Origin of the sequence: Streptomyces sp. NPDC050287 (assembly GCF_044459385.1) — a bacterium.
Classification (GTDB): Bacteria; Actinomycetota; Actinomycetes; order Streptomycetales; family Streptomycetaceae; genus Streptomyces.
The window spans coordinates 46,829-67,593 of record NZ_JBITIY010000014.1 but is presented as its reverse complement, the minus strand read 5'-3'; the positions used below and the strand labels follow the sequence as shown (position 1 = coordinate 67,593).

Genomic DNA, 20,765 nt, shown 5'->3' with positions numbered 1-20,765 from the left:
GCGGAGCCGGCACCGCTGACTGACGCGGACCATGACGGCGCCTCAGGCGGAGCGGACCACGGCGGCAAGGACGACGATCACCGCCGCCCTCGCCCGTGAGCACGCAGCGCCGGCGGCGGGCGGCGGTGGGCACGCCGGGGCTGCGGGCGGGCGGCGGTGGGCACGCCGGGGCTGCGGGCGGCCGGCGGTGGGCACGCCGGGGCTGCGGGCGGTGACCGCGCCGGCGCAGAGGGCGGGCGGCGGTGGTCCGCAACGCCCGGTTACCGTCCCATGGTGAGGCCGTCCTTCGCGGCGCCCCGGCTCAGCACCACCTGCCGGATGCGGTCGCGCACGGCGCGCACGTCGGCGCCCGCGGCGAGCGCCTCGTTGAGGTTCACCACCCGTCCCGCGTCGACGTCGAACCACTGCGGCACGAACTCCGCCTTCGTCACCCGCCAGCGCTGTCCCGCGCGCGCGGGCGGGGCGAAGGTGAAGCGGCCGAGGGTGGACTGGTTGCCGCGCGGGTCCTGGGCGCCCTGGTAGTTGAACATCTCGCCGGCGATCTGGTCGCCCATGCCGTAGATCACCCAGGTGCCGTTGACCTTCTCGTACGCCTGCGGAATATGGGCGTGCGTGCCGAGGATCAGGTCGATGTCGGGGCGGCCTCCGGTGCGGGCGGCGGTGAGGTCGCGGGCCAGGGTCAGTTGCCGCTCGTCGGGGGCGTCCTGCCATTCGGTGCCCCAGTGCAGGGACACGACGACCACGTCGGCGCCGGCCTTCCGGGCGGTGCGGGCGTCCGCCAGGATCTGGTTCTCGTTCATCAGGTTGACGGCCCAGGGCTGCCCGGGCGGGAGCGGGAAGCCGTTCGTGTCGTAGGTGTAGGCGAGATGGGCGACCCGCGCCGTGCCCGCGCGCAGCACGGTGACCGTGCGGGCCTCGGCCTCGGTGCGGGCCGAGCCGGCGTGCCGTACGCCCGCGCGGTCGAGGGCGTCCAGGGTGCGGCGGATTCCGCCGGCGCCGTCGTCGAGGGTGTGGTTGGAGGCGGTGGAGCAGCCGTCGTAGCCGGTGGCGGCGAGGGCCTTGGCCACTTCGGGCGGGGACTTGAAGGTGGGGTAGCCGGTGTAGGCGCCGTTGGCGCCGTATACGGTCTCCATGTGGCACAGCGCCAGGTCGGCGCGGGAGACGACCGGTTGGATGCCGGAGAGCATCGGGCGGAAGTCGTAGCCGGTGCCGCCGCCGTCGTAGCGGGCCCGGTCGATGATGGAGCTGTGCGGGAGGACGTCGCCGGAGGCGACGAGCGTGAAGCCCCGGGAGCCGTTCGCGGACGGGGCGGGGTGCCCCGGCGCCTCGTGCTCGTGGGCCTGGCAGGCGGCGCCCGCGGCGAGAACGGCCGTGAGGGCCAGGGCCACCTGTCGACTGCGTGCAATCATCAGCTCACCCCTTGTGGTCATATTTACCCACCAATAGGTACGAAGCTGTAGGCGCCCGCAAACACCGCGGCCCTCGCCGTTAACCCGTCCGGAGCCTCAAGGCGGCGGAAGGGACCGTTCGTCGAACCGTTCGTCGACGCGATCGACCGTCCGCCGCAGACCTGTGCGCCCACCCTGTCCAGAAACGGCCCCCTGTTGTGGCATACGGCCATGACGGCCGGAACCACTCTCACGAACGGGACGACCGCCGAGCACGAGCTCGCCGCACTGCAGCGCGAGCACGGCCGGCCCCTCTTCGCGCTGTTGCTCCGGCTCTGTGACGGCGACCGACAGCGCGCCGAGGACCTCGTCCAGGAAACCCTCGTCCGCGCCTGGCAGCATCCCGAGGCATTGCGCGCCGACGACTTCGAGTCCGTACGGCCGTGGCTGCTGACCGTGGGCAGGCGGCTCGCGATCGACGCACGGCGGGCCCGGCAGGCGCGCCCGGCCGAGGTCGGCGACGCGATCCTGGAGAACGCGCGGGTGTGCGCGGACCACGCCGAGCGGGCGGCGGCCACGCTCGACGTCCGGGAAGCTGTGAAGACACTCACTCCGGAGCACCGTGAAGTCCTGGTGCTGGTGTATTTCCAGGGGGCGAGTGTGGCGGAAGCCGCGGGGATCCTCGGAATTCCGCCCGGTACCGTGAAGTCCCGCGCGTACTACGCACTGCGCGCCCTGCGCCGGGTCCTTCCGGGATACGCGGCCGACCTGCGGTGAAACCAATGGCTGAGTCAAGCCTCCGTAAAGCGCCTTGCCGCTGACCCCGGTTGAGTAATCGGCTGTCCTCATCCGTGTTCCGGACTGAGGACCCGGCGACGGGCGACGCGCACGCAACCGGAGGAAGGCAGGAAGGGATGCTGCACAGAGGTCAAGAGAGCACGGGCGGGGGCGGCGGTAGGGAACTGATCGTCCCCATGGCCTGGCTGTACGCCGAGTACATCGCCGACGAGCTGCTGCGGTCCGGTGATCTGATGCCGCCGACGTCGTTCGAGTTCCGCGCCGGACGGGACGCGCTGGCGCTGACCATCTACCTCTCCGACACCGACGGTGAGCTGTCCGGCATCCAGGTGGTCTCCCAGCTGGAGAACTGGCTGTCGCTGACGGCGTACGACCAGCCGTGGCAGGACTGGGTGTGCGAGCGGATGGCCGCGCTCACCGCCGAGACGGCCCTGACCGGCGGCCCATGGCCCGATCTGGAGCTGGCGCGGGCGGCCTGGCGCTGGCTGGAGGAGACCGAGCTGCTCGCGCCCGATCTCAACGCGGTGCCGGGCGGTGGTGCGGCGGTCGGCGAGGACGACGGGCCCAAGGTGTGGACGCCTGCCTGGCAGCTGGGGTTGCCCTTGGGGCACCTGGCCATCCACCTCTTCTAGATTCTTTGGATTCGTTTCGCCTTGGACCAATCCTCGGCTCGGGCCGCTCCGAATCCCTTGGTTACGATTCGGTGTGCGGCTTGAGTGATTCGGCTGGTTGGTGCGTACCGGTGGGGGCAACGAGTAACCCCACCCGCACCCAACGGCACGAGGATTCGGCATGAGGTCCCTGGAGAGGCATCGCGACGTCGGCGCGTACGCGCTCGGCGTGCTGGACGAGGCGGAGGCCTTCCGCTTCGAGGACCACCTCATGGAGTGCCCCCGCTGTACGGCACACGTGACCGAGTTCGGGCCGGTGACCCGGCAGATGATGCTCTACCGGCGGGCCACCCCGCGGGTCGTGCATCCCATGACGCAGCCGGGCCCGCGGCTGCTGGACCGGCTGCTCGGCGAGGTCGCCACGCGGCACCGGGCGCGGCGTCGGCGGCTGTTGTACGTGGTGGCCGCCGCGGTGGTGTTCGCGGTGGCCGGGCCCGCGATCACGATGCTGGCGAAGGGCGCCGACCCGCGGCCCCAGGACGTGCGGGTGACCGCGACCGACGAGCGGTCGGGTGTGTGGGCACAGCTGACCACCGAGGACGAGGCCTGGGGCAGCGATGTCGAGATCACGGTCAAGGACGGGGCCGGCCCCCGCTCCTGCCGGCTGATCGCCGTCGGCGTGGACGGCACCGAAGAAATCCTCACCACCTGGAACGTGCCCCGGCACGATGCCCGGCCGAACACCATGCACGGTGGCTCGACCCGGCACACCGACCAGATCGACCACTACGAGGTCCGCACCAGCGCCGGTGAGCATCTGGTGACCCTCAAGCCCTCCTGACCTCTGGCAGGTGCGCTCAGCCGCGGGGCTACTTCAGCAGCCGGGACAGTCTGCGGTCCGCGAGGGGCTTGCCGCCGGTCTGGCAGGTCGGGCAGTACTGGAGCGAGGAGTCGCTGAAGGAGACCTCGCGGATGGTGTCGCCGCACACCGGGCAGGGCCGGCCGGTGCGGCCGTGGACGCGCAGGCCGCTCTTCTTCTCCGACTTCAGGCGGCCGGCCGCCACCCCGCGGGAGCGTTCGATCGCCTCGGTGAGGGTGGTGCGCAGGGCCTCGTACAGCCTCGTGGTCTCCTCCGGGGTGAGCGAGGAGGTCGGTTTGAAGGGGGACATCTTCGCCGCGTGCAGGATCTCGTCGCTGTACGCGTTGCCGACGCCGGCGATCAGGCCCTGGTCGCGCAGCGCGCCCTTGATCTGGCGGCGCTCGCCCTTCAGCAGGGTGGCGAGGCGGGCCTCGTCGAAGTCGTCGGCGAGCGGGTCGGGGCCGAGGCGGGCCACGCCGGGGACCTCCTGCGGATCCCGGACGACGTACACCGCGAGGCGTTTCTGGGTGCCCGCCTCGGTCAGGTCGAAGCCGGCTCCCGTCTCTAGGGCGACGCGCAGGGCCAAGGGGCCCTTTCCGGGGCGTGGCGGGCCGTCGGGGAGCTTGTCCTTCCAGTGCAGCCAGCCCGCGCGGGCCAGGTGGGTCACGACGTGCGGGCCGCCGTCCATGACCAGGTCGAGGAACTTGCCGTGCCGGTGCACCGCGGTGACTTCGCGGCCCTCGACGGCGGTGAGCGGGGGGTCGAACGTCTTCAGGACGCTGATCGCGACGGGCAGCACCCGGACGATCTCGTGCCCGACGACGTTCTCGGTGAGGAAGTCCTTGAGCGCTTCGACCTCGGGGAGTTCCGGCATACGTCCAGAGTGCCACCGAAGACCGGAGTGCTCAGCTCAGTGCAGCGAGTTCGCATTCCCTCAGCTCCGCTGCGGTACGACGAACTCGCACCACACCACTTTGCCGCCACCCCGCGCCTCCACGCCCCACGCGTCGCCGAGCAGGTCGACAAGGAGCAGGCCCCGGCCGGACACTCCCGACTCGCCCGCCTCGCGGCGGCGGGGCAGGGCGCTGGAGGAGTCCTCGACCTCGACCCTTACCCGGCGGTCGCTGCCGGTGAGGGCCCTGAGGGTGACGATCGCGGGGCCCTCGGTGTGCATCAGAGCGTTGGTGATCAGTTCGTCGGCGACCAGTTCGATCTCGTCGGAGAGCGGGTGGGCGCCCCAGGCGTCGACCGCGGCGCGGATCATGTGCCGCGCCTCGGCGAGGGCCTCGGGGTCGCCGGACGCCACATGCTGCTGGAGCCGGCCGCCCGACTGGGGGGCGTCCAGGCCGCGGCGGCGCAGCAGGAGCAGGGCCACGTCGTCGTCGCCGCCGCGTTCCTCGGCCACGTCGATGAGCCGGTCGGCGAGGTCACGTACGTCGTCCGGGCCGGTGGCGATCATGGCGATGAGGGTGCGCATGCCGTCGTCGAGGTCGGCGCCGGGCTGTTCGACCAGGCCGTCGGTGCACAGCAAGAGAGTGTCGCCCGGGTCGAGTTCGAGGGTGGCGACCGGGTAGGCGAGGCGCCCGAACTCGGCGGACAGGCCGAGCGGGAGGCCGCCCTCGACGGACACCCGGCGGCAGCTGCCGTCGGGCCGCCGGATCAGCGGGTCGATGTGGCCCGCCCGGACCACCTGGACCACTCCGGTCAACAGGTCTGCCTCCGCGTACAGACAGGTGGCGAAACGGTCGGTGTCGAGTTCGTGGAGGAATACGGAGGCCCGGGCCATCACGGCGGCCGGGGTGTGGCCCTCGGCGGCGTAGGCCCGCAGGACGATCCGCAGCTGACCCATGACGGCGGCGGCGTGGGTGTCGTGGCCCTGGACGTCGCCGATGACGGCGCCGACCCGGCCGCCCGGCAGCGGGATCAGGTCGTACCAGTCGCCGCCGATGTCCCGGCCCAGGGAGGCGGAGCGGTAGCGGACGGCGACGTCGGCACCGGGGACGCTGGGGATGGTGCGCGGCAGCATGGCCTGCTGGAGGCCGGTGGCGAGGTCCTTGTCCTGCTCGTGGAGCATGGCCCGCATGAGGCTCTGCGCGATGCTGCTGCCGAGGGCGATCAGGACGTTGCGGTCCTCGGGTGAGAAGCCGCGCCGGTCGCTGTAGAGCAGGCCCACGGCGCCGATCGGGCGGGCCTCGGCGATGAGCGGCAGATACGCGGCGGCGGTGATGTGCAGGCCGGTGATGTGCGGCCACAGCAGCGGATAACGCTCGGCGAACTCCTCCGGCGACTCGATGAAACGGGGGCTGAGGGTACGCACGACCTCGCTCATCGGGTACTGCTCGTCGATCCTGGTGACGCGCGTGCCGGGTACGAAACTGCCCGCGGGGCCCTCGGCGATCAGCCTGATCCGCCCGGCCTCGACCAGCCCCATGACCAGGCTGGTCGCACCGAGGTGGATGAGGCCGTGGGTGTCCTTGAGGACGTCGATCACGTCGTCGACCGTGTGGGCGTGGGCGAGGGCGGCGGTGGTGAGCTGCACGACGTTGGTCTGGCGGCGCCGCGCCTCGTCCTGGGCGGCCTGCTCCTGGCGGGAGTCGAGTTCGCGGAGCTCCTGGGTGGCGTCGCGGAGGATGCCGACGATGCGGCGCGGACGGCCCGTCTCGTCGCGCCGGATGTAGCCCTGGGTGTGGGTCCAGCGCAGGGAGCCGTCGCGGCAGCGCAGCCGGAAGTAGGCGCCGTAGTTCTCGCTGCCGTCCTTCATGGCCTGCGCGACCAGGGCGTCGAGCCGGTGGCCCTCCGCGCGCGGGACCCGCACCGCCAGGGACGACGGGTGGCCGTCGTATTCGTCGGGGCGCAGGTCGAAGACCTCGTGGGCCTGGGCGTCCATGTGGAACAGCCCGGCGTCCAGGTCCCAGTCGAAGCTGCCCATGCGGTTGAGCGCCAGGATCGGATCCGGGTGGGCGGGCCAGTCGTCCGGGAGTGACAGGGCGCTCGCTCCCCGATCAACCATGGGGCTACCTTGCCAGGATTTGTCTGATTCTTCGAGCGGGCTGACAGAGTTTGTATGCCGGGGCAAGGCCGTCACCCGTCGATTCACCGGTCGTGGCGAGGTCCCGGGTGGATGTCCGCACCACAACCATCGTCCGCTCCACTCACTCGGGTTACGGAACCGGAGGCGAGGTACACGGAGAGTCACGCAGGCGTCCGGGCGCAAGCGTGTTCGGCGAGAGAGCCGACAGAGTCGAGAGAACAGAGAATGCCGACAGAGTCGAGAGAACAGAGAATGGGGACAGGAGCACACCGCCGTGGACTGGTTCACCGCACCCGAGTACTGGATGAGCCGGCTGGTCTTCCAGCGGGCTCTGGCGGCCGTGTACCTCGTGGCGTTCCTGACGGCGGCCCTGCAGTTCCGGGCGCTGCTGGGTGAGCGCGGCATGCTGCCGGTGCCCCGGTTCACCGAGCGGGTACCGTTCCGGCGGGCGCCGAGCCTGTTCCACCTGCACTACTCGGACCGTTTCTTCGCGGCCTGCGCGTGGGCGGGCTGCGCGGTGTCGGCGGCGCTGCTCGCGGGCCTCGACTCCCGGCTCCCCCTGGGCGCCGCGATGCTGCTGTGGTTCGTCCCCTGGGTGCTGTACCTGTCGATCGTGAACGTCGGCCAGACCTGGTACGGCTTCGGCTGGGAGTCCCTGCTCCTGGAGGTCGGTTTCCTGGCGGTGTTCATCGGCAACGACGAGGTGGCGCCGCCGGTCCTGGTGCTGTTCCTGCTGCGCTGGATCCTGTTCCGGGTCGAGTTCGGCGCGGGGCTGATCAAGATGCGCGGCGACGAGTGCTGGCGCAAGCTCACCTGTCTCGACCATCACCACGAGACACAGCCCATGCCGGGCCCGCTGAGCTGGTTCTTCCACCACCTGCCCAAACCCCTGCACCGGACGGAGGTGGCCGCCAACCACGTCACTCAGCTCGCCGTGCCTTTCCTGCTGTTCACCCCGCAGCCGATCGCCACGGCGGCGGCCTCGCTGATGATCCTCACCCAGCTGTGGCTGGTGCTGTCGGGCAACTTCTCCTGGCTGAACTGGATCACCATCGTGCTGGCCCTGCCGGCGGTGGCGTTCCCGAGCGATCCGCCGTCGCCGGGTCCGGGGCCGGCGCCCCTCTGGTACGAGGTGCTGGTCCTCACGGTCGCGGCCCTGCTCGTCGGCCTGAGTTACCAGCCGGTCCGCAACATGATCTCCCGCCGCCAGATCATGAACCGCTCCTTCGATCCCCTCCATCTGGTCAACACCTACGGGGCGTTCGGCAGCGTCAGCCGGATCCGCTACGAGGTGGTCGTCGAGGGCACGGACGACGACGTACCGCGCGAGGACTCCGGCTGGCGGGAGTACGAGTTCAAGGGCAAGCCGGGCGATCCCCGGCGCTGGCCGCGCCAGTTCGCGCCGTACCATCTGCGGCTCGACTGGATGATGTGGTTCGCCGCGCTCTCCCCCGCGTACGCGGGGACCTGGTTCAGCGCCCTGGTGGAACGGCTGCTGGAGAACGACCGCGACACCCTGAGGCTGCTGCGCCGCTCCCCGTTCCCACCCGACGCCCCGCCCCGCTACATCCGCGCCCGCCTCTTCCGCTACCGCTACACGACCTGGCGTGAGCTGCGGGAGACGGGGGCCTGCTGGCAGCGGACGTATGTGCGCGAGTATCTGCCGCCGACGCGGCTGACGGGGGTGGCTCAGAGGTCGTAGAGGCGGATGGCGGGGGTGCTCAGAGGCCGTAGACGCGCGTCGCGGTGGTTTCGAAGATCTGGGTGCGGTCGGCGGGGGAAGTCAACTCGCGGGCCGCGCCCAGCACTTCGCCGTAGGTCGCGGCGAGCGTGCACACCGGCCAGTCCGAGCCGAACATCAGCCGCTGCGGTCCGAAGGCGTCCAGCACGGCGTCGGCGTACGGGCGCAGGTCGTCGACGGTCCAGGTGGCGGGGTCCGCCTCGGTGACCATGCCGGAGAGTTTGCAGACGGTGTTGGGCCGGGCGGCGAGGGTGCGGACGGCCGTGGCCCAGGGTTCTCGCGCGCCGGACGCGATGGGCGGTTTGCCCAGGTGGTCCAGGACGAAGGTGAGGCCCTCGTGGTCCGCCGCCGCCCTGGCGCAGGCCGGGAGCTGGTGGGGCAGCACGACCAGGTCGTAGACGAGCCCCGCGTCGGCCACGGCGGCGAGACCGCGCCGTACGTCCGCCCGGAGCAGCCACTGAGGGTCCGGCTCCCCCTGGACCTGGTGACGGATGCCCTTGAGGTACTGCCCGCCGGGCAGTTCCCGCAGCCGGGCCAGTTCGTCGGCGACGTCGGGGCGGGTGAGGTCGGTCCAGCCGACGACGCCCCCGATCAGGTCATGGGCGGCCGCCAGGGCGAGGAACTCCGGGGTCTCCTCGGGCACCGTGATCGTCTGGACCAGGACGGTGCGGTCGACTCCGGCCGCCAGCGCCTCGGGTGCCAGGTCCGCCACCGTGAAGTCGCGCCGGATCCCACTGCCCTCGGCGATCCAGTCCTGGTCCCGTACGGACAGGTCCCACACATGGTGGTGCGCGTCCACGGTCACGGCAGCTCCCATACGACGGGCAGGCCGGCGTCCGATCCCTCGCTGGAGTAGTCGTGCACCACGTCCAGCAGCTCGGCCATGCGGGCCTGCCAGGCCACGTTGACCGGGAGCTTCTCCAGCTCGGCGAGGAGACGGCCGTAGTCCTCGCACTCCAGGACGTGGAAGAGGTCGGTGCCGCTGCGCCAGATCGTCCAGGAGGTGGCGCCGGCGGCGCGGATCGCGTCGGTGAGCTCGGCCGGGACCTCGCGGTGGGCGGCCTCGTACTCGCCGATGCGGTCACCGCGGACCTTGGTGTGCAGGGCGACTCTCATGACGGCTCCTGCGAGGGCTTCTCGGCGGGGACGGGGGCCTCGGCGGGCAGCAGGCCGGTGTCGCGCAGCTCCTGCCAGAAGGCGGCGGGGACGGTCGCGGTGAACTGGTCCGCGCAGTCGCGGACTTCGGCCGCCGATCGGACGCCGACCAGGACGCTCGCGACCGCCGGGTGGGCGGCGCAGAAGGCCAGGGCGGCGGCGCGCAGTGTTGTGCCGTGGCGGTCGGCGAGGGACTTCAGGCGCAGGGCCCGGTCCAGCAAGTCGGCCGGCGCCTGGGCGTAGTTGTACGTCGCTCCCGGCTTCGGATCCGCCAGCAGGCCGGAGTTGAAGGCGCCGCCGATGATGACGGACGTGCCGCGTTCCTGCGCCGCCGGCAGGAGTTCGGCGAGAGCCCGTTGGTCCAGGAGCGTGTACCGGCCGGCGCACAGCACCACGTCGACGTCGGTGTCGCGGACGAAGCGGGTGAGCATCTCGGCCTGGTTCATGCCCGCGCCGATCGCGCCGACCACGCCCTCCGAGCGGAGCTTCTCCAGCGCCGGATAGCCCTCGTGGAAGGCCTGTTCGGCGTGGTCGTCGGGGTCATGGAGGTAGACGACGTCGACCCGGTCGAGGCCGAGCCGTTCGAGGCTGGCGTCCAGGCTGCGGCGTACGCCGTCGGCGCTGAAGTCCCACACGCGGCGGTGGGTGGCGGGGACCGCGAAGCCGTTCGCGAGGTCGTCGCCGCCGCCGTCGGTGGGCTCCAGGAGCCGTCCGACCTTCGTGGAGATCGTGTACGCCGGGCGCGGACGCGCACGCAGGGCGCTGCCGAGGCGGCGTTCGGACAGGCCGAGTCCGTAGTGCGGCGCGGTGTCGAAGTAGCGCATGCCCACGGTCCAGGCGGCCTCGACGGTCGCCCGGACCTGCTCCTCGCCGATCTCGGCGTAGAGGTTGCCGATGCCGGCGGCGCCGAAGGACAGCGCGCTGACCTCGACGCCGCTGCGGCCCAGCCGGTTCACCGGCCCACCGGCCGCAGTCGCAGCCCCTGCATGCCGCCGTCCACGGCGAGGGACGTGCCGGTCGTGGCGCCGGACAGCGGGCTCGCGAGGTAGGCGACCGCGCCCGCCACCTCGTCGGCGCTGACCAGGCGGCCGGTGGGCTGGCGGGCCTCCAGGGCGGCGCGTTCGGCGGCCGGGTCGGCGGCCTTGGACAGCAGGCGGCCGACCCATGGGGTGTCCGCGGTGCCGGGGTTCACGCAGTTGACGCGGATGCCCTCGCGGACGTGGTCGGCGGCCATGGCGAGGGTGAGGGAGTACACCGCGCCCTTGGTCGCGCTGTAGAGGGCCCGCTGCGGGAGACCTGCCGTGGCCGCGATGGAGGAGGTGTTGACGATCGCCGCGTGCGCGGATTCCCGCAGGTGGGGCAGGGCGGCGCGGGCCACCCGGACCATGCCGACGACGTTGACGTCGAGCACCCGGTGCCACTCGTCGTCGGGATTGTCCTCGACGGTGCCCTGGGCGCCGATGCCCGCGTTGTTGACCACGATGTCGAGCCCGCCCAGGTCGGCCGCGGCGGCCGCGACGGCCTCGCGGACGGAGGCGTCGTCGGTGACGTCGGCCCGGTAGCCGAGCAGCGGCTTCTCGACCGACGACAGGTCCAGGTCGAGCACGGCGACCTGGGCGCCGCGCGCGACGAGGAGTTCCGCCGTCGCCCGGCCGATGCCGGAGGCACCGCCGGTGACCAGTGCCTTGAGTCCCGCGAAGTCGTTCATGCCGCCTGTCCCTTCTTCTGCTCGGCGAGGTCGGCCACCCAGAAGGCGCCGTCGGGGTATGTGTACCGCGCGATCGACTCGGGGCGCATGGCGGCCGAGAAGCCCGGCGTGGTGGGTGCCGTGTAGTGACCCTCGCGGATGACCACCGGGTCGATGAAGTGGTCGTGCAGATGGTCGACGTACTCGATGACCCGGTCCTCGGTGGTGCCGGAGAGAGCCACGTAGTCGAACATCGACAGGTGCTGGACGAGTTCGCACAGGCCGACACCGCCCGCGTGCGGGCAGACCGGGACCCCGAACTTGGCCGCCAGCAGGAGGATCGCGAGGTTCTCGTTGACTCCGGCGACCCGGGCCGCGTCGATCTGGACGATGTCGACGGCGCCGGCCTGGAGGAGCTGCTTGAAGATCATCCTGTTCTGGACGTGCTCGCCGGTGGCGACCTTCACCGGGGCCACGGCCCGGCGGATGGCCGCGTGGCCGAGGATGTCGTCGGGGCTGGTGGGCTCCTCGACCCAGTAGACGTCGAACTCGGAGAGGGCCTTGGTCCAGCGGATCGCCTCGCCCACGTCCCAGCGCTGGTTGGCGTCGATCGCCATGCGGATGTCGGGGCCGACGACCGAACGGGCGACGCGGCAGCGCCGTACGTCGTCGTCGAGGTCCGCGCCGACCTTCAGCTTGATCTGCCGGAAGCCGTCGGCGACGGCCTCGGCGGCGAGGCGCGTCAGTTTCTCGTCGCTGTAGCCGAGCCAGCCCGGCGAGGTGGTGTAGGCGGGGAAGCCGGCGGCCAGCAGGTTCGTGGTGCGGTCGGCGGCGCCGTCCCGGCCCTTGCGCAGGAGCTCCAGCGCCTCCTCGGGGGTGAGCGCGTCGGTGAGGTAGCGGAAGTCGATCTGGCCAACCAGCCACTCGGGGTCGGCCTCGGCGAGCAGCCGCCACAGCGGCTTGCCGGCGCGCTTGGCCGCCAGATCCCATACGGCGTTGACGACCGCGCCGATCGCCATGTGCATCACGCCCTTCTCGGGCCCGAGCCAGCGCAGCTGGCTGTCCCCGATCAGGTCCCGGAAGAGGGACCCGGGGTCGGCGCACACCTCGTCGACGGACCGCCCGACCACATGGTGGCGCAGTGCGTGGATCGCGGCGACCTGGACCTCGTTGCCCCGCCCGATGGTGAAGGTGAAGCCGTGCCCCTCCGGTCCGCCCGGGCCCTCTGGGGAGTCCGTGCGCAGCACGACGTACGCCGCCGAGTAGTCGGGGTCCGGGTTCATCGCGTCGGAGCCGTCCAGCTCGCGCGAGGTGGGGAAGCGGATGTCGTAGGTGTCGACCGCGGTGATGCGGACGGGCGTCGCGGACACAGAGGACCTTTCGGTGGGTGGCAGGGACGAGGCGGGTCAGTCCTGGGCACGGCCGGTGGTGACGCGGGCGATCATGAGGGCGACCAGGATGATTCCGCCGTAGATGGCCTGGATCCAGAACGACGGCACCTGGGCGAGCGTGAGCAGGTTCTGTACGACACCGAGCAGGAGGACGCCGGTCAGGGCGCCGAACATGGTGCCCTTGCCGCCGTCGAGGCTGATGCCGCCGATCACCGCCGCCGCGAACACGGTGAAGATCATGTTCTGACCCTGGTTGGCGCTGATCGCGCCGACGTAACCGGTCTGCAGCAGGCCGCCCACGGAGGCCAGGACACCGGCGACGACGAACACCCCGAGCATCACCCGGTCGACGCGGATGCCGGCTGCGCGGGCCGCGTCCGCGTTGCCGCCGATGGCGTACAGCGCGCGTCCGACGCGGTGGTACTTGAGCACGAACCCGGCGATCGCGAAGGCGGCCGCGGCGAGCCACACCGACATCGGGACGTTGAGGAAGGTGGTGGTCGCGAGCGAGTAGAAGCTGTCCGGCATGCCGAACAGTGTCTTGCCCTTGGTGGCGCCGACGAGCAGGCCGCGCAGGACGATCAGCATCGCGAGCGTCACGATGAACGCGTTCAGCTTGAACTTGACGACCAGGATCCCGTTGAACGCGCCGATCACCGCGCCGACGACGAGGATCGCCAGCAGCGCGAGCGCGGCCGGGAACTCGGTGCCCCAGCCGGACTGGGCGGCGGGCAGCACGAGCAGTGCCCCGACGGCCGGCGCGATGCCGACCACCGACTCCAGGGAGAGGTCGAACTTGCCGGTGATCAGGACCAGGGACTCGGCCAGCACCACCATCGCGAGGGCGGCGGAGGCTCCGAGGATGGAGATCAGGTTGCGTTCGGTGAGGAACGAGTCGTTGACCACCGCACCGAGCACCATCAGCAGCAACAGGGCGGGGACGAGGGCCAGTTCGCGGGCCCGCCGCAGCAGTACGGTCCTGGCCGAGCTCGGGCCCGGGACACTGGCCTGTGTGACCGGCGGTGCCTTCATCTCAGTCACCCCGGCTTCCCCCTTCCCGGCCGGGGGTCCGGGGGTCGTCCCCCGGGGAGACGCTGTAGCCATGGTCCACTCCTTCGATGGAGGCGATCAGCTCGTGGTCGCGCCAGCCCGCCGGATACTCGGCGACGACGCGGCCGTGGAAGAGGACGAGGACGCGGTCGCAGCGCCTGAGGTCGTCGAGTTCGTCGGAGACGACCAGTACGGCGGTGCCGTCCTCGCGAGCGCTGTCCACGCGGGCCAGCAGGGACTCCTTGGACTTCACGTCCACGCCCGCGGTGGGGTTGATGAGGACCAGCAGGTGCGGGTCGGAGGCGAGGGCGCGGGCCATGACGACCTTCTGGGCGTTGCCGCCGGACAAGTCGGAAACGGGCTGGTCGGGTCCCTCGGTGTGAATGTCGAGTCGTTCGATCAGCTCGGTGGCGAAGCCGCGTTTGCGGTCGGTGCCGACGAATCCGTAGCGGCCGAGCCGGTCCAGGACGCTCAGGGTGGCGTTGTCGCCGATGGTCATGCCGACGACGAGCCCCTGGACATGACGGTCCCGGGGCACGCAGCCGACACCGGCCTTCAGCGCGGCCGTGACGTCACCGAACGGCAGCGGTTTCCCGTCCAGTCGAGCGGTGCCGCCGTGCGGGGTGTGCAGCCCGGTGAACGACTCGGCCAGCTCGATCTTGCCGCTGCCGCTGGACCCGGCGAGTCCGACGACCTCGCCGCGGCGGACGGTCAGGTCGACGTTCTCGTACGCGTCCGAGGTGAGCCCGCGGGCGTCCAGGATGACGGGGGCGGACTCGTCGACCACCCTTTCCTGGACGGACTGTTCCGCGAGGGTCTGGATGCTCTCCCCCGCCATGGCCTCGACCAGGGAGGTCCTCGGCAGGTCGGCGACCGGGGCCGTGGTGATCCAGCGGGCGTCCCGCAGCACGGTCACGGTCTGGCAGACCTCGTACACCTCCTGGAGGTGGTGCGAGATGAACAGGAAGGTGACGCCGGAGTCCTGGAGTGACCGCATGCGGGTGAAGAGCCGCTCGATCTCGCGGTTGTCGAGCTGGGCGGTCGGCTCGTCGAGGACGATGAAGCGGGTGCCGAAGCTCAACGCCCGCGCGATCTCCACCATTTGGCGGTCCTCGACCTTGAGGTCTGCGGTGCGCGCCTCCGGGTCGACCCGCACGTCCCAGGCGTCGAGCAGTTCGGTGGCCTCGGCCTTGAGCCGCCGCCAGCTGATGAAACCGCGTTGCAGCGGCTGCCGGTTGATGAACAGGTTCTCGGCGACCGTCAACTCCGGGACGACCGTGGGCTTCTGGTAGACGCAGGCCACCTTGCGGCGCCAGGCGTCCCGGTCGGCCAGCGGGGGCGCGGGCTCGCCTTCGAAGCGGACCGTGCCCTCGTCCGGCGCCTGGAGACCGGTGAGCAGAGTGACGAGGGTGGACTTGCCGGCACCGTTGCGGCCGACGAGGGCGTGGGACTCGCCGGGCAGGACGGTGAGCCTGCCGTCGGCGAGGGCGGTGGTGGGGCCGTAGCGCTTGACGACCCCACGCGCTTCAACGAGTGGCGTGCTCATTTGACCGTGTTGCCCCAGAGATTGGAGTCGTCGACGTTGTCCTTGGTGACCAGGGGCGCGGGCAGCTGGTCCTCGAGGATGCCGCTGGGCAGCTTGACGATGGTCGAGTCGTGGTCCGTCGGCCCCGGCTTGAACGTCTTCCCCTCCATCGCCGCCTCGATGTAGTACATGCCGTACTTGGCGTAGGCGTCGGCGGGCTGGGAGACGGTCGCGTCGATCTCGCCCTTGCGGATGGCGTCGAACTCCTGCGGGATGCCGTCGTTGGAGACGATCGTGATGTGGCCCGCCTGGCCCGCCTTCTTCAGCATGCCCTTCGACTTGAGGGTCTGCAGGGTCGGCGCGAGGTAGACACCGCCGGCCTGCATGTAGATGCCCTTGAGGTCGGGGTTGGCGTTGAGCAGCGTGTCCAGCTTGGACGCGGCGGTGTCGGACTCCCACTTGGCGGGGATCTCCAGCACCTTCAGCTTCGGGAAGTTCTTGCTCACGCAGGCGCGGAAGGCCTCGGAGCGCTCCCGGCCGTTGACCGAGGCGAGGTCGCCCATGATCTGCACGACCTTGCCGGAGGGGATCTGCTTGCCGAGATACTGGCAGGCCTTCTCCCCGTAAGCGATGTTGTTGGCGCGCACGACCATGGCGACCTTGCCCTTGTCGGGCGCCACGTCCACCGCGACGACCGGTACGCCCTTGCGTTCGGCCTGGTCCAGGCCGGCCTCGATGGCGGCGCTGTCCAGCGGCGCGACGACCAGGCCCTTGACGCCCTGGTTGAGTTCGTTGTTGATGTCGGTGATCTGCTGGGACGGGTCACTGTTGGAGTTGACCGTCTTCAGCGCGTCCACGCCTTCGGACTTCGCCATCTTCGGCACGTAGTCGTTGTACGACTGCCAGAAGGGCGAGGTCAGCAGGGGCAGGATCACTCCCACCTTTCCCTTGCCGTCACCTCCGGCACCTCCCGCGCTGGAGGCACCACCCGTGTCCTTGGTGCTGCCGCACGCGGCGAGCACGAGAGAGGCGCCGGCGGCTACCACCACCGCGCCGACACTCCGCATCTTGTTCCGCTTCCCCACTGTTCTGCCGGGCATCTGGTGGCTCCTCGTCGAGCGTGTTCGAGCAGATGACCGCATACTTATCAGACCACTCGGCCGGAAGAACACCCTGTGACGGCATATTTTCGGGAGTTGAGACCGTAGTGGTATGACCACTCCCGTGGTTAGACTGCGGCGCACCTGGTGATGTGGAGGATGGCGTGGACGAGACAGCCCCGCAGAAGGGCACCGTGACGCAGCGCGCCATCGAGCGGATCAAGGCGATGATCGGCGAGGGCCGGCTGGAGCCGGGGCAGCGACTGCCGACCGAGCGCGATCTGGCGGTCCAGCTCGGCATCTCCCGCAGCTCGATGCGAGAGGCGATCCGCGCGCTCACGGTGCTCGGCGTACTGGAGGCCCGGCACGGCTCGGGCATCTACGTGACCCAGCTGGAAGCCGGTGACCTGCTGGAGACCTTCGGCGTGGTCGCCGATCTCTCCCGCGGCCCGCGTCTGGTGGAGCTGCTGGAGGTGCGGCGCATCCTGGAGTCGACGGCGACCGCGCTGGCGGCGGCCCGGATCACCCCGGACCAGCTCGCCGAGGTCGAGAAGCACCTGACGGCGATGAACGACACCGACGACCCGGAGATCATCCTCTCCCACGACCTGGCCTTCCACCGCGAGATCGCCACGGCCGCCGGCAACGAGACCATGGCCGCGATCCTGGACGGCCTGTCCTCCCGCACGTTCCGCGCCCGCGTCTGGCGCGGATACCAGGAGGAGGGCGCCTTCGCCCGCACCCGCCGCGAACACGCCGCCATCCACCGCGCCCTGGTGGCCCACGACCCGGAGGCGGCCCGCGCTGCCGCCGCCGCCCACGTGGGCGAAGTCGAGGAGTGGCTGCGGGCGCAGATCGGGAGTTGAGGGCTCCGCGGGGCGGGGCGGGGCGGACCGGCAGCGAAGCCCGGGGTGCGCGAGCGGGGCGTCTTCGCTCCGGGCTTTTCGGCTCGATGGTGCGCGGGTCGACTGCTGCTCCTGGGGCTCCTCCCGGTAGAGGCCCTCGGGGAGGCTGTCACGGTCGTGCGGGAGCAGAAAGAAGACTTCGCGCTTGTACAGTCCGCTGTCGGGGTCGGGGGTCGGCGTCGGCTTCGTCGTCAAGTTCGGTGAAACCGACCATCCGGCCGTCACGGGCGTAACGGGGTTCCAGCTCCCCCACCTGCCCGGCGGCCCGCGGCCCCTGCGGGACGCGGGCGCCGACGACGACCGGTAAGTCGATCCGGCTCCGGGCGCGTTGGTGCTGGGGCTCAGGAACCCTCACGGGTTTCGGTGTTCACCGGTGTGCGCGGAAGAACTCGGTGAGGTCGTGCGCGAGGAGCTCGGGTTCTTCGTGGGCGGCGAAGTGTCCGCCGCGGGGCATGCGGGTGTACCTGGTGATGTTGTACGTGCGCTCGGCCCAACTGCGGGGCGGCTGGGTGAGGTCCGCCGGGAACAGAGCGAGGGCTGTGGGCACGGTCACCCGCTCCACCCGTCTCGTCAGCCGCTGGGCGTGTTCGTAGTAGGGCCGGAAGGAGGTCGAGATGCTGTGGGTGAACCAGTAGAGCGACGCCTGCGTGAGGAGGAAGTCGTCGCTGAACCGGGACGACAGGTCGCCCCCGCAGTCGCTCCACGCGCGGTACTTCTCGACGATCCAGGCGAGCAGCCCGGTCGGTGAGTCGGCCAGACCGTAGCTCAGGGTGAGAGGACGGGTGCTCTGTTCGTGCAGGTACCCGCCCTCTTCCGCGGACCACACCGCGACGGAATCGAGGTACTCCTGCTCCTCGGGGGTGACACCGGCCGCGTCGTAGGCGACCGGGCCGGCGATCGCCATCAGATGGATGCCCACCACGGCCTCGGGGTGCGCTTCGCCGAGCCGGGAGGTGATGCCGGCACCCAGGTCGCCACCGTGCGCGGCGTAGCGTTCGAAGCCGAGTTCGTCGTGCATGAGCCGGTGCCAGATCTCATGTGTCTGCGGCGGCTCCGCGAGCGAGGGCCGCTGAGGTGAGAAGGCGAATCCGGGCAGCGAGGGGACAATGACGGTGAACGCGTCGGCGGCGTCACCCCCGTACCGCGACGGCGTGGCCAGCCGGCGGGCGAGAGTGGTCAGTTCGAGGAAGGAACTGGGCCATCCGTTGGTCAGGACGATCGGCAGGGAGCCGGGATGTTCGCCGTCGAAGCGGAGATAGTGGACGGGGGTTCCGTCGATATCCGCCAGGTGGGACGGCAGGGCGTTGATGGTGGCTTCGTGGGCACGCCAGTCGTATGCGGAGGCCCAGTAGGCGACGAGGCGTCGCAGTTCGCCGGAGTCGGTGCCGGCCTCCCAGCCGGTGGCGGGCCAGGGGGTCGGCCAGCGTGTGTTGAGCAGCCGTGAGCGCAGCTCGTTCAGCTCGGTCTCGGGAACGGCGATCACGGGCGCGTGGTGGGTCATGGGGGTCTCCAAGGTTTCGTTCTCACATCACAGCGGTGCGTGCCTGGCTGTCGGAGCCGCTCCGCGTGCGGTTGGCGGGGGACCGGCGGGTGGTCCCGGCGATCACGACGGACAGGGCCATGAGGATCGCGATGACGAGCAGGGCATGCCCGACAGTGGTCCGGTTGCCGAGGAACCCGATGAGCGGCGGACCACCGACGAAGCCGCAGTAGCCGATCGAGACGATGACGCTGACCCGGCCGGCGGCACGAGCGGGCTCGTCGGCCCCGGCGCTCATGCTGACCGGAAAGCCGAGCGCCGCGCCCATCCCCCAGAGCAGACTTCCAGCGAACGCCAGTGCGGTGGACGGCCCGAGCGCGAAAAGGGCGACGCCGGTGGCGGTGGCGGCGGCTGCTGCCCGAAGGACGGTGACCCGTCCGAACCGGTGGAGGACCGCCGGCCCGAGCCAGCGGCCGGCGGTGAGCGCGGTGAGGAACGAGGCATACGCCAGCGTGCCGGTAGTGGCGGTGACGTGGTGACGGTCGATGACCGAGACGCTGACCCAGTTACTGCCCGCCCCTTCCGCTACCGCGAAGGCCAGTGCGACGAGCCCGACCGCCACGGTGCGCGGTTCTCGCCACGCCCCCAGACCTCGGCGGGACGCCTTCACCGGCGGTGGCACTGCGGTGGGGCACGCGGCGTGCTCAGGAAGGAAGTGCCGTGCCGCCGCGGGTATCGCCCCGGCGATGACCGCCGCGACCGCGGCCACATGGATGCTTACCGGGACCCCCAGTGCGGTCATCGGTACACCGGCCGCGGCACCGGCGACCGTACCGAGGCTGAACGCGGCGAAGAAGCGCGGCATGACGGGGCGGCCGAGCTGCCGTTCGACCGCCGCGGCGTGCACGGTCATCGCGACGTCCCAGAAACCCGTGGCCGCGCCGAGCAGGAACAGCCCGGCCACCAGGAGGGACGCTGAGAGGGCGTATCCGAGTGAGATGACGCCGAGGCTCGCGCTGACGAGCAGGGCGACGACGGTGACGGCCCGGCGGGGACCGATGCGGGTGACGACCGTCCCCGACAGCGGCAGCACGATCACGCCGCCGACGGCGATGGTGAGCAGCAGGAGTCCCAGTGACGCCGAGTCCAGCTTCAGCTGCGTGCGGACCTCGGGGAGCCGGGAGGACCAGGTCGACCCGGCGAGGCCCAGACCGGCGAAGACCGCGTAGGTCGCCCTCGCGCCCGCCGTCACCTCCCGCGCCGTCGGCGCCGCCGGGACGGCGGCGGACGCTCCGGTCACGATCCCGGCCGACCGGCCGGGCCGAGCGTCTGGTCGATCGCGTCCCGTGTCCTCGCGCGCGACTGTGACGCAGTCGTGAGCAGAGCATGCATGATCATTCCCTCAAGCAGGGGGTCGAGGCGGGCAGCGCTGTCCGGGCCGACGAAACGGGCCAGGACGGTGCGGCTGTCCTCCGTCCACGTCTGCGTCAGGGCTCGTAGTCCGGGGTTGCGGAGGGCCGCCAGGTGCAGTTCGAAGCCGAGGACCGCGCTGCGGTGCCTGGAAGGACCTCCGTGGACCAGGTCGACCAGGACATCGACGAATTGCTCGCGCGTTCCGACCTTCTCGAACAGATCCCCGAACGCAGCGGACTGCAGTTCGACATGCCGGGCGAACGCCTGCGCCTGGAGATCGGTCAAGCTGGCGAAGTGGTAGGTGATCGACCCGAGCGGCACGCCGGCCCGGGCAGCGATGTGCCGATGTGTGGTCCCGGCCACCCCGTGATCCGCAATGACGTCGAGAGTGGCGTCCAGGATGCGCGTCTTGCGGCCAGGATCGTTTCGACGGGTCCGTCGCCGCCCGCCATCCGATCCGGCGGGGGTCCGGCGCTCACCACCGGCCGTCTCCTTGGCCGTTTCACCTTCGGGCGGGTCCGCCGACGGCGGTTCGATGTGCATCACACACACAAACGTACAAGCCTTAAGAACAGATGTACAAATCAAGGGGCGCTCATCGCCACCAGGACGCGGCAGCACACCCCCGCCT

The 20,765-nt window shown here is 70.9% G+C and carries 19 protein-coding genes and 1 pseudogene; 5 read left to right on the top strand and 15 right to left on the bottom strand.

From position 1 onward, the window contains the following. Positions 1-260 precede the first annotated feature (260 nt). Positions 261-1,409, bottom strand: a complete 1,149-nt coding sequence (locus ACIBK3_RS36845; protein ID WP_399372110.1) for a CapA family protein — start codon at positions 1,407-1,409, stop codon at positions 261-263. A 210-nt stretch (positions 1,410-1,619) separates the two neighbouring features. Between ACIBK3_RS36845 and ACIBK3_RS36840 the strand changes: the two genes are divergently transcribed. The 3 genes from ACIBK3_RS36840 (at position 1,620) to ACIBK3_RS36830 (ending at position 3,638) form a co-directional block, all read left to right on the top strand. Then, entirely contained in the window at positions 1,620-2,165 is a 546-nt protein-coding gene (locus ACIBK3_RS36840) for a sigma-70 family RNA polymerase sigma factor (protein ID WP_399372109.1), read from the top strand. 137 nt (positions 2,166-2,302) lie between these two features. Further along, positions 2,303-2,818: a hypothetical protein gene (locus ACIBK3_RS36835; protein WP_399372108.1), complete on the top strand. Its 516-nt coding sequence runs from the start codon at positions 2,303-2,305 to the stop codon at positions 2,816-2,818. A gap of 160 nt (positions 2,819-2,978) precedes the next feature. Further along, positions 2,979-3,638, top strand: coding sequence for a zf-HC2 domain-containing protein (locus tag ACIBK3_RS36830; protein WP_399372106.1), 660 nt, complete (start codon positions 2,979-2,981; stop codon positions 3,636-3,638). Positions 3,639-3,666: 28 nt separating this feature from the next. Here the strand turns inward: ACIBK3_RS36830 and ACIBK3_RS36825 are convergent, their stop codons facing one another. Further along, positions 3,667-4,530 (bottom strand): Fpg/Nei family DNA glycosylase, encoded by an 864-nt coding sequence (locus ACIBK3_RS36825; RefSeq protein ID WP_399372104.1) that lies wholly within the window; start codon positions 4,528-4,530, stop codon positions 3,667-3,669. 60 nt (positions 4,531-4,590) lie between these two features. Further along, positions 4,591-6,666 carry a SpoIIE family protein phosphatase gene (locus ACIBK3_RS36820; RefSeq protein ID WP_399372102.1) on the bottom strand — a complete coding sequence of 692 codons (2,076 nt, stop codon included), beginning with the start codon at positions 6,664-6,666 and terminating at the stop codon, positions 4,591-4,593. A 295-nt stretch (positions 6,667-6,961) separates the two neighbouring features. On the opposite strand from ACIBK3_RS36820, the gene ACIBK3_RS36815 reads away from it, so the two are divergent. Further along, on the top strand, positions 6,962-8,389 hold the full coding sequence (locus ACIBK3_RS36815) for a lipase maturation factor family protein (RefSeq protein ID WP_399372100.1): 1,428 nt from the start codon (positions 6,962-6,964) through the stop codon (positions 8,387-8,389). Positions 8,390-8,408: 19 nt separating this feature from the next. Here ACIBK3_RS36815 and ACIBK3_RS36810 read toward each other — a convergent pair whose 3' ends face one another. From ACIBK3_RS36810 to ACIBK3_RS36775, 8 genes are read right to left on the bottom strand one after another with little or no spacing between them, the layout of a single operon-like run. Continuing rightward, a complete protein-coding gene (locus tag ACIBK3_RS36810) occupies positions 8,409-9,233 on the bottom strand; it encodes an amidohydrolase family protein (RefSeq protein ID WP_399372099.1) in 825 nt (274 codons plus the stop codon). After that, the gene (locus tag ACIBK3_RS36805; protein ID WP_399372097.1) at positions 9,230-9,544 is read right to left on the bottom strand and encodes an L-rhamnose mutarotase; all 315 of its coding nucleotides are present in this window, start codon (positions 9,542-9,544) and stop codon (positions 9,230-9,232) included. The genes ACIBK3_RS36810 and ACIBK3_RS36805 overlap by 4 nt, the downstream gene beginning before the upstream one ends. Then, entirely contained in the window at positions 9,541-10,539 is a 999-nt protein-coding gene (locus ACIBK3_RS36800) for an aldo/keto reductase (protein ID WP_399372096.1), read from the bottom strand. The genes ACIBK3_RS36805 and ACIBK3_RS36800 overlap by 4 nt, the downstream gene beginning before the upstream one ends. Next, complete coding sequence (locus ACIBK3_RS36795; protein WP_399372095.1) at positions 10,536-11,291, bottom strand: SDR family NAD(P)-dependent oxidoreductase; 756 nt, start codon at positions 11,289-11,291, stop codon at positions 10,536-10,538. The genes ACIBK3_RS36800 and ACIBK3_RS36795 overlap by 4 nt, the downstream gene beginning before the upstream one ends. Further along, positions 11,288-12,640, bottom strand: coding sequence for an L-fuconate dehydratase (locus ACIBK3_RS36790; protein ID WP_399372093.1), 1,353 nt, complete (start codon positions 12,638-12,640; stop codon positions 11,288-11,290). The genes ACIBK3_RS36795 and ACIBK3_RS36790 overlap by 4 nt, the downstream gene beginning before the upstream one ends. 36 nt (positions 12,641-12,676) lie before the next feature. Continuing rightward, a complete protein-coding gene (locus ACIBK3_RS36785; RefSeq protein ID WP_399372353.1) occupies positions 12,677-13,693 on the bottom strand; it encodes an ABC transporter permease in 1,017 nt (338 codons plus the stop codon). A 1-nt stretch (position 13,694) separates the two neighbouring features. Further along, positions 13,695-15,257: a sugar ABC transporter ATP-binding protein gene (locus tag ACIBK3_RS36780; RefSeq protein ID WP_399372092.1), complete on the bottom strand. Its 1,563-nt coding sequence runs from the start codon at positions 15,255-15,257 to the stop codon at positions 13,695-13,697. Continuing rightward, positions 15,254-16,336: a sugar ABC transporter substrate-binding protein gene (locus tag ACIBK3_RS36775; protein WP_399372090.1), complete on the bottom strand. Its 1,083-nt coding sequence runs from the start codon at positions 16,334-16,336 to the stop codon at positions 15,254-15,256. The genes ACIBK3_RS36780 and ACIBK3_RS36775 overlap by 4 nt, the downstream gene beginning before the upstream one ends. Positions 16,337-16,500: 164 nt before the next feature. On the opposite strand from ACIBK3_RS36775, the gene ACIBK3_RS36770 reads away from it, so the two are divergent. Further along, positions 16,501-17,202 (top strand): FadR/GntR family transcriptional regulator, encoded by a 702-nt coding sequence (locus ACIBK3_RS36770; protein WP_399372089.1) that lies wholly within the window; start codon positions 16,501-16,503, stop codon positions 17,200-17,202. Positions 17,203-17,249: 47 nt separating this feature from the next. On the opposite strand, the pseudogene ACIBK3_RS36765 reads toward ACIBK3_RS36770, so the two are convergent. The 4 genes and pseudogenes from ACIBK3_RS36765 to ACIBK3_RS36750 all read right to left on the bottom strand — a co-directional run. Further along, positions 17,250-17,482, bottom strand: a pseudogene (locus ACIBK3_RS36765) (DUF6009 family protein); the annotation flags it as partial. 126 nt (positions 17,483-17,608) lie between these two features. After that, entirely contained in the window at positions 17,609-18,742 is a 1,134-nt protein-coding gene (locus ACIBK3_RS36760) for an epoxide hydrolase family protein (RefSeq protein ID WP_399372088.1), read from the bottom strand. A 22-nt stretch (positions 18,743-18,764) separates the two neighbouring features. Beyond that, positions 18,765-20,021, bottom strand: coding sequence for an MFS transporter (locus tag ACIBK3_RS36755; RefSeq protein ID WP_399372087.1), 1,257 nt, complete (start codon positions 20,019-20,021; stop codon positions 18,765-18,767). Continuing rightward, positions 20,018-20,755 (bottom strand): TetR/AcrR family transcriptional regulator, encoded by a 738-nt coding sequence (locus tag ACIBK3_RS36750; RefSeq protein WP_399372084.1) that lies wholly within the window; start codon positions 20,753-20,755, stop codon positions 20,018-20,020. Before ACIBK3_RS36750 ends, ACIBK3_RS36755 begins: the two co-directional genes overlap by 4 nt. Positions 20,756-20,765: the final 10 nt, after the last annotated feature.

Coding starts and splice junctions, on each gene's coding strand:
- ACIBK3_RS36845 (WP_399372110.1), bottom strand. CDS start 1,409: ATGATTGCACGCAGTCGACAGGTGGCCCTGGCCCTCACGGCCGTTCTC.
- ACIBK3_RS36840 (WP_399372109.1), top strand. CDS start 1,620: ATGACGGCCGGAACCACTCTCACGAACGGGACGACCGCCGAGCACGAG.
- ACIBK3_RS36780 (WP_399372092.1), bottom strand. CDS start 15,257: ATGAGCACGCCACTCGTTGAAGCGCGTGGGGTCGTCAAGCGCTACGGC.
- ACIBK3_RS36795 (WP_399372095.1), bottom strand. CDS start 11,291: ATGAACGACTTCGCGGGACTCAAGGCACTGGTCACCGGCGGTGCCTCC.
- ACIBK3_RS36760 (WP_399372088.1), bottom strand. CDS start 18,742: ATGACCCACCACGCGCCCGTGATCGCCGTTCCCGAGACCGAGCTGAAC.
- ACIBK3_RS36805 (WP_399372097.1), bottom strand. CDS start 9,544: ATGAGAGTCGCCCTGCACACCAAGGTCCGCGGTGACCGCATCGGCGAG.
- ACIBK3_RS36820 (WP_399372102.1), bottom strand. CDS start 6,666: ATGGTTGATCGGGGAGCGAGCGCCCTGTCACTCCCGGACGACTGGCCC.
- ACIBK3_RS36830 (WP_399372106.1), top strand. CDS start 2,979: ATGAGGTCCCTGGAGAGGCATCGCGACGTCGGCGCGTACGCGCTCGGC.
- ACIBK3_RS36785 (WP_399372353.1), bottom strand. CDS start 13,693: ATGAAGGCACCGCCGGTCACACAGGCCAGTGTCCCGGGCCCGAGCTCG.
- ACIBK3_RS36825 (WP_399372104.1), bottom strand. CDS start 4,530: ATGCCGGAACTCCCCGAGGTCGAAGCGCTCAAGGACTTCCTCACCGAG.
- ACIBK3_RS36835 (WP_399372108.1), top strand. CDS start 2,303: ATGCTGCACAGAGGTCAAGAGAGCACGGGCGGGGGCGGCGGTAGGGAA.
- ACIBK3_RS36775 (WP_399372090.1), bottom strand. CDS start 16,336: ATGCCCGGCAGAACAGTGGGGAAGCGGAACAAGATGCGGAGTGTCGGC.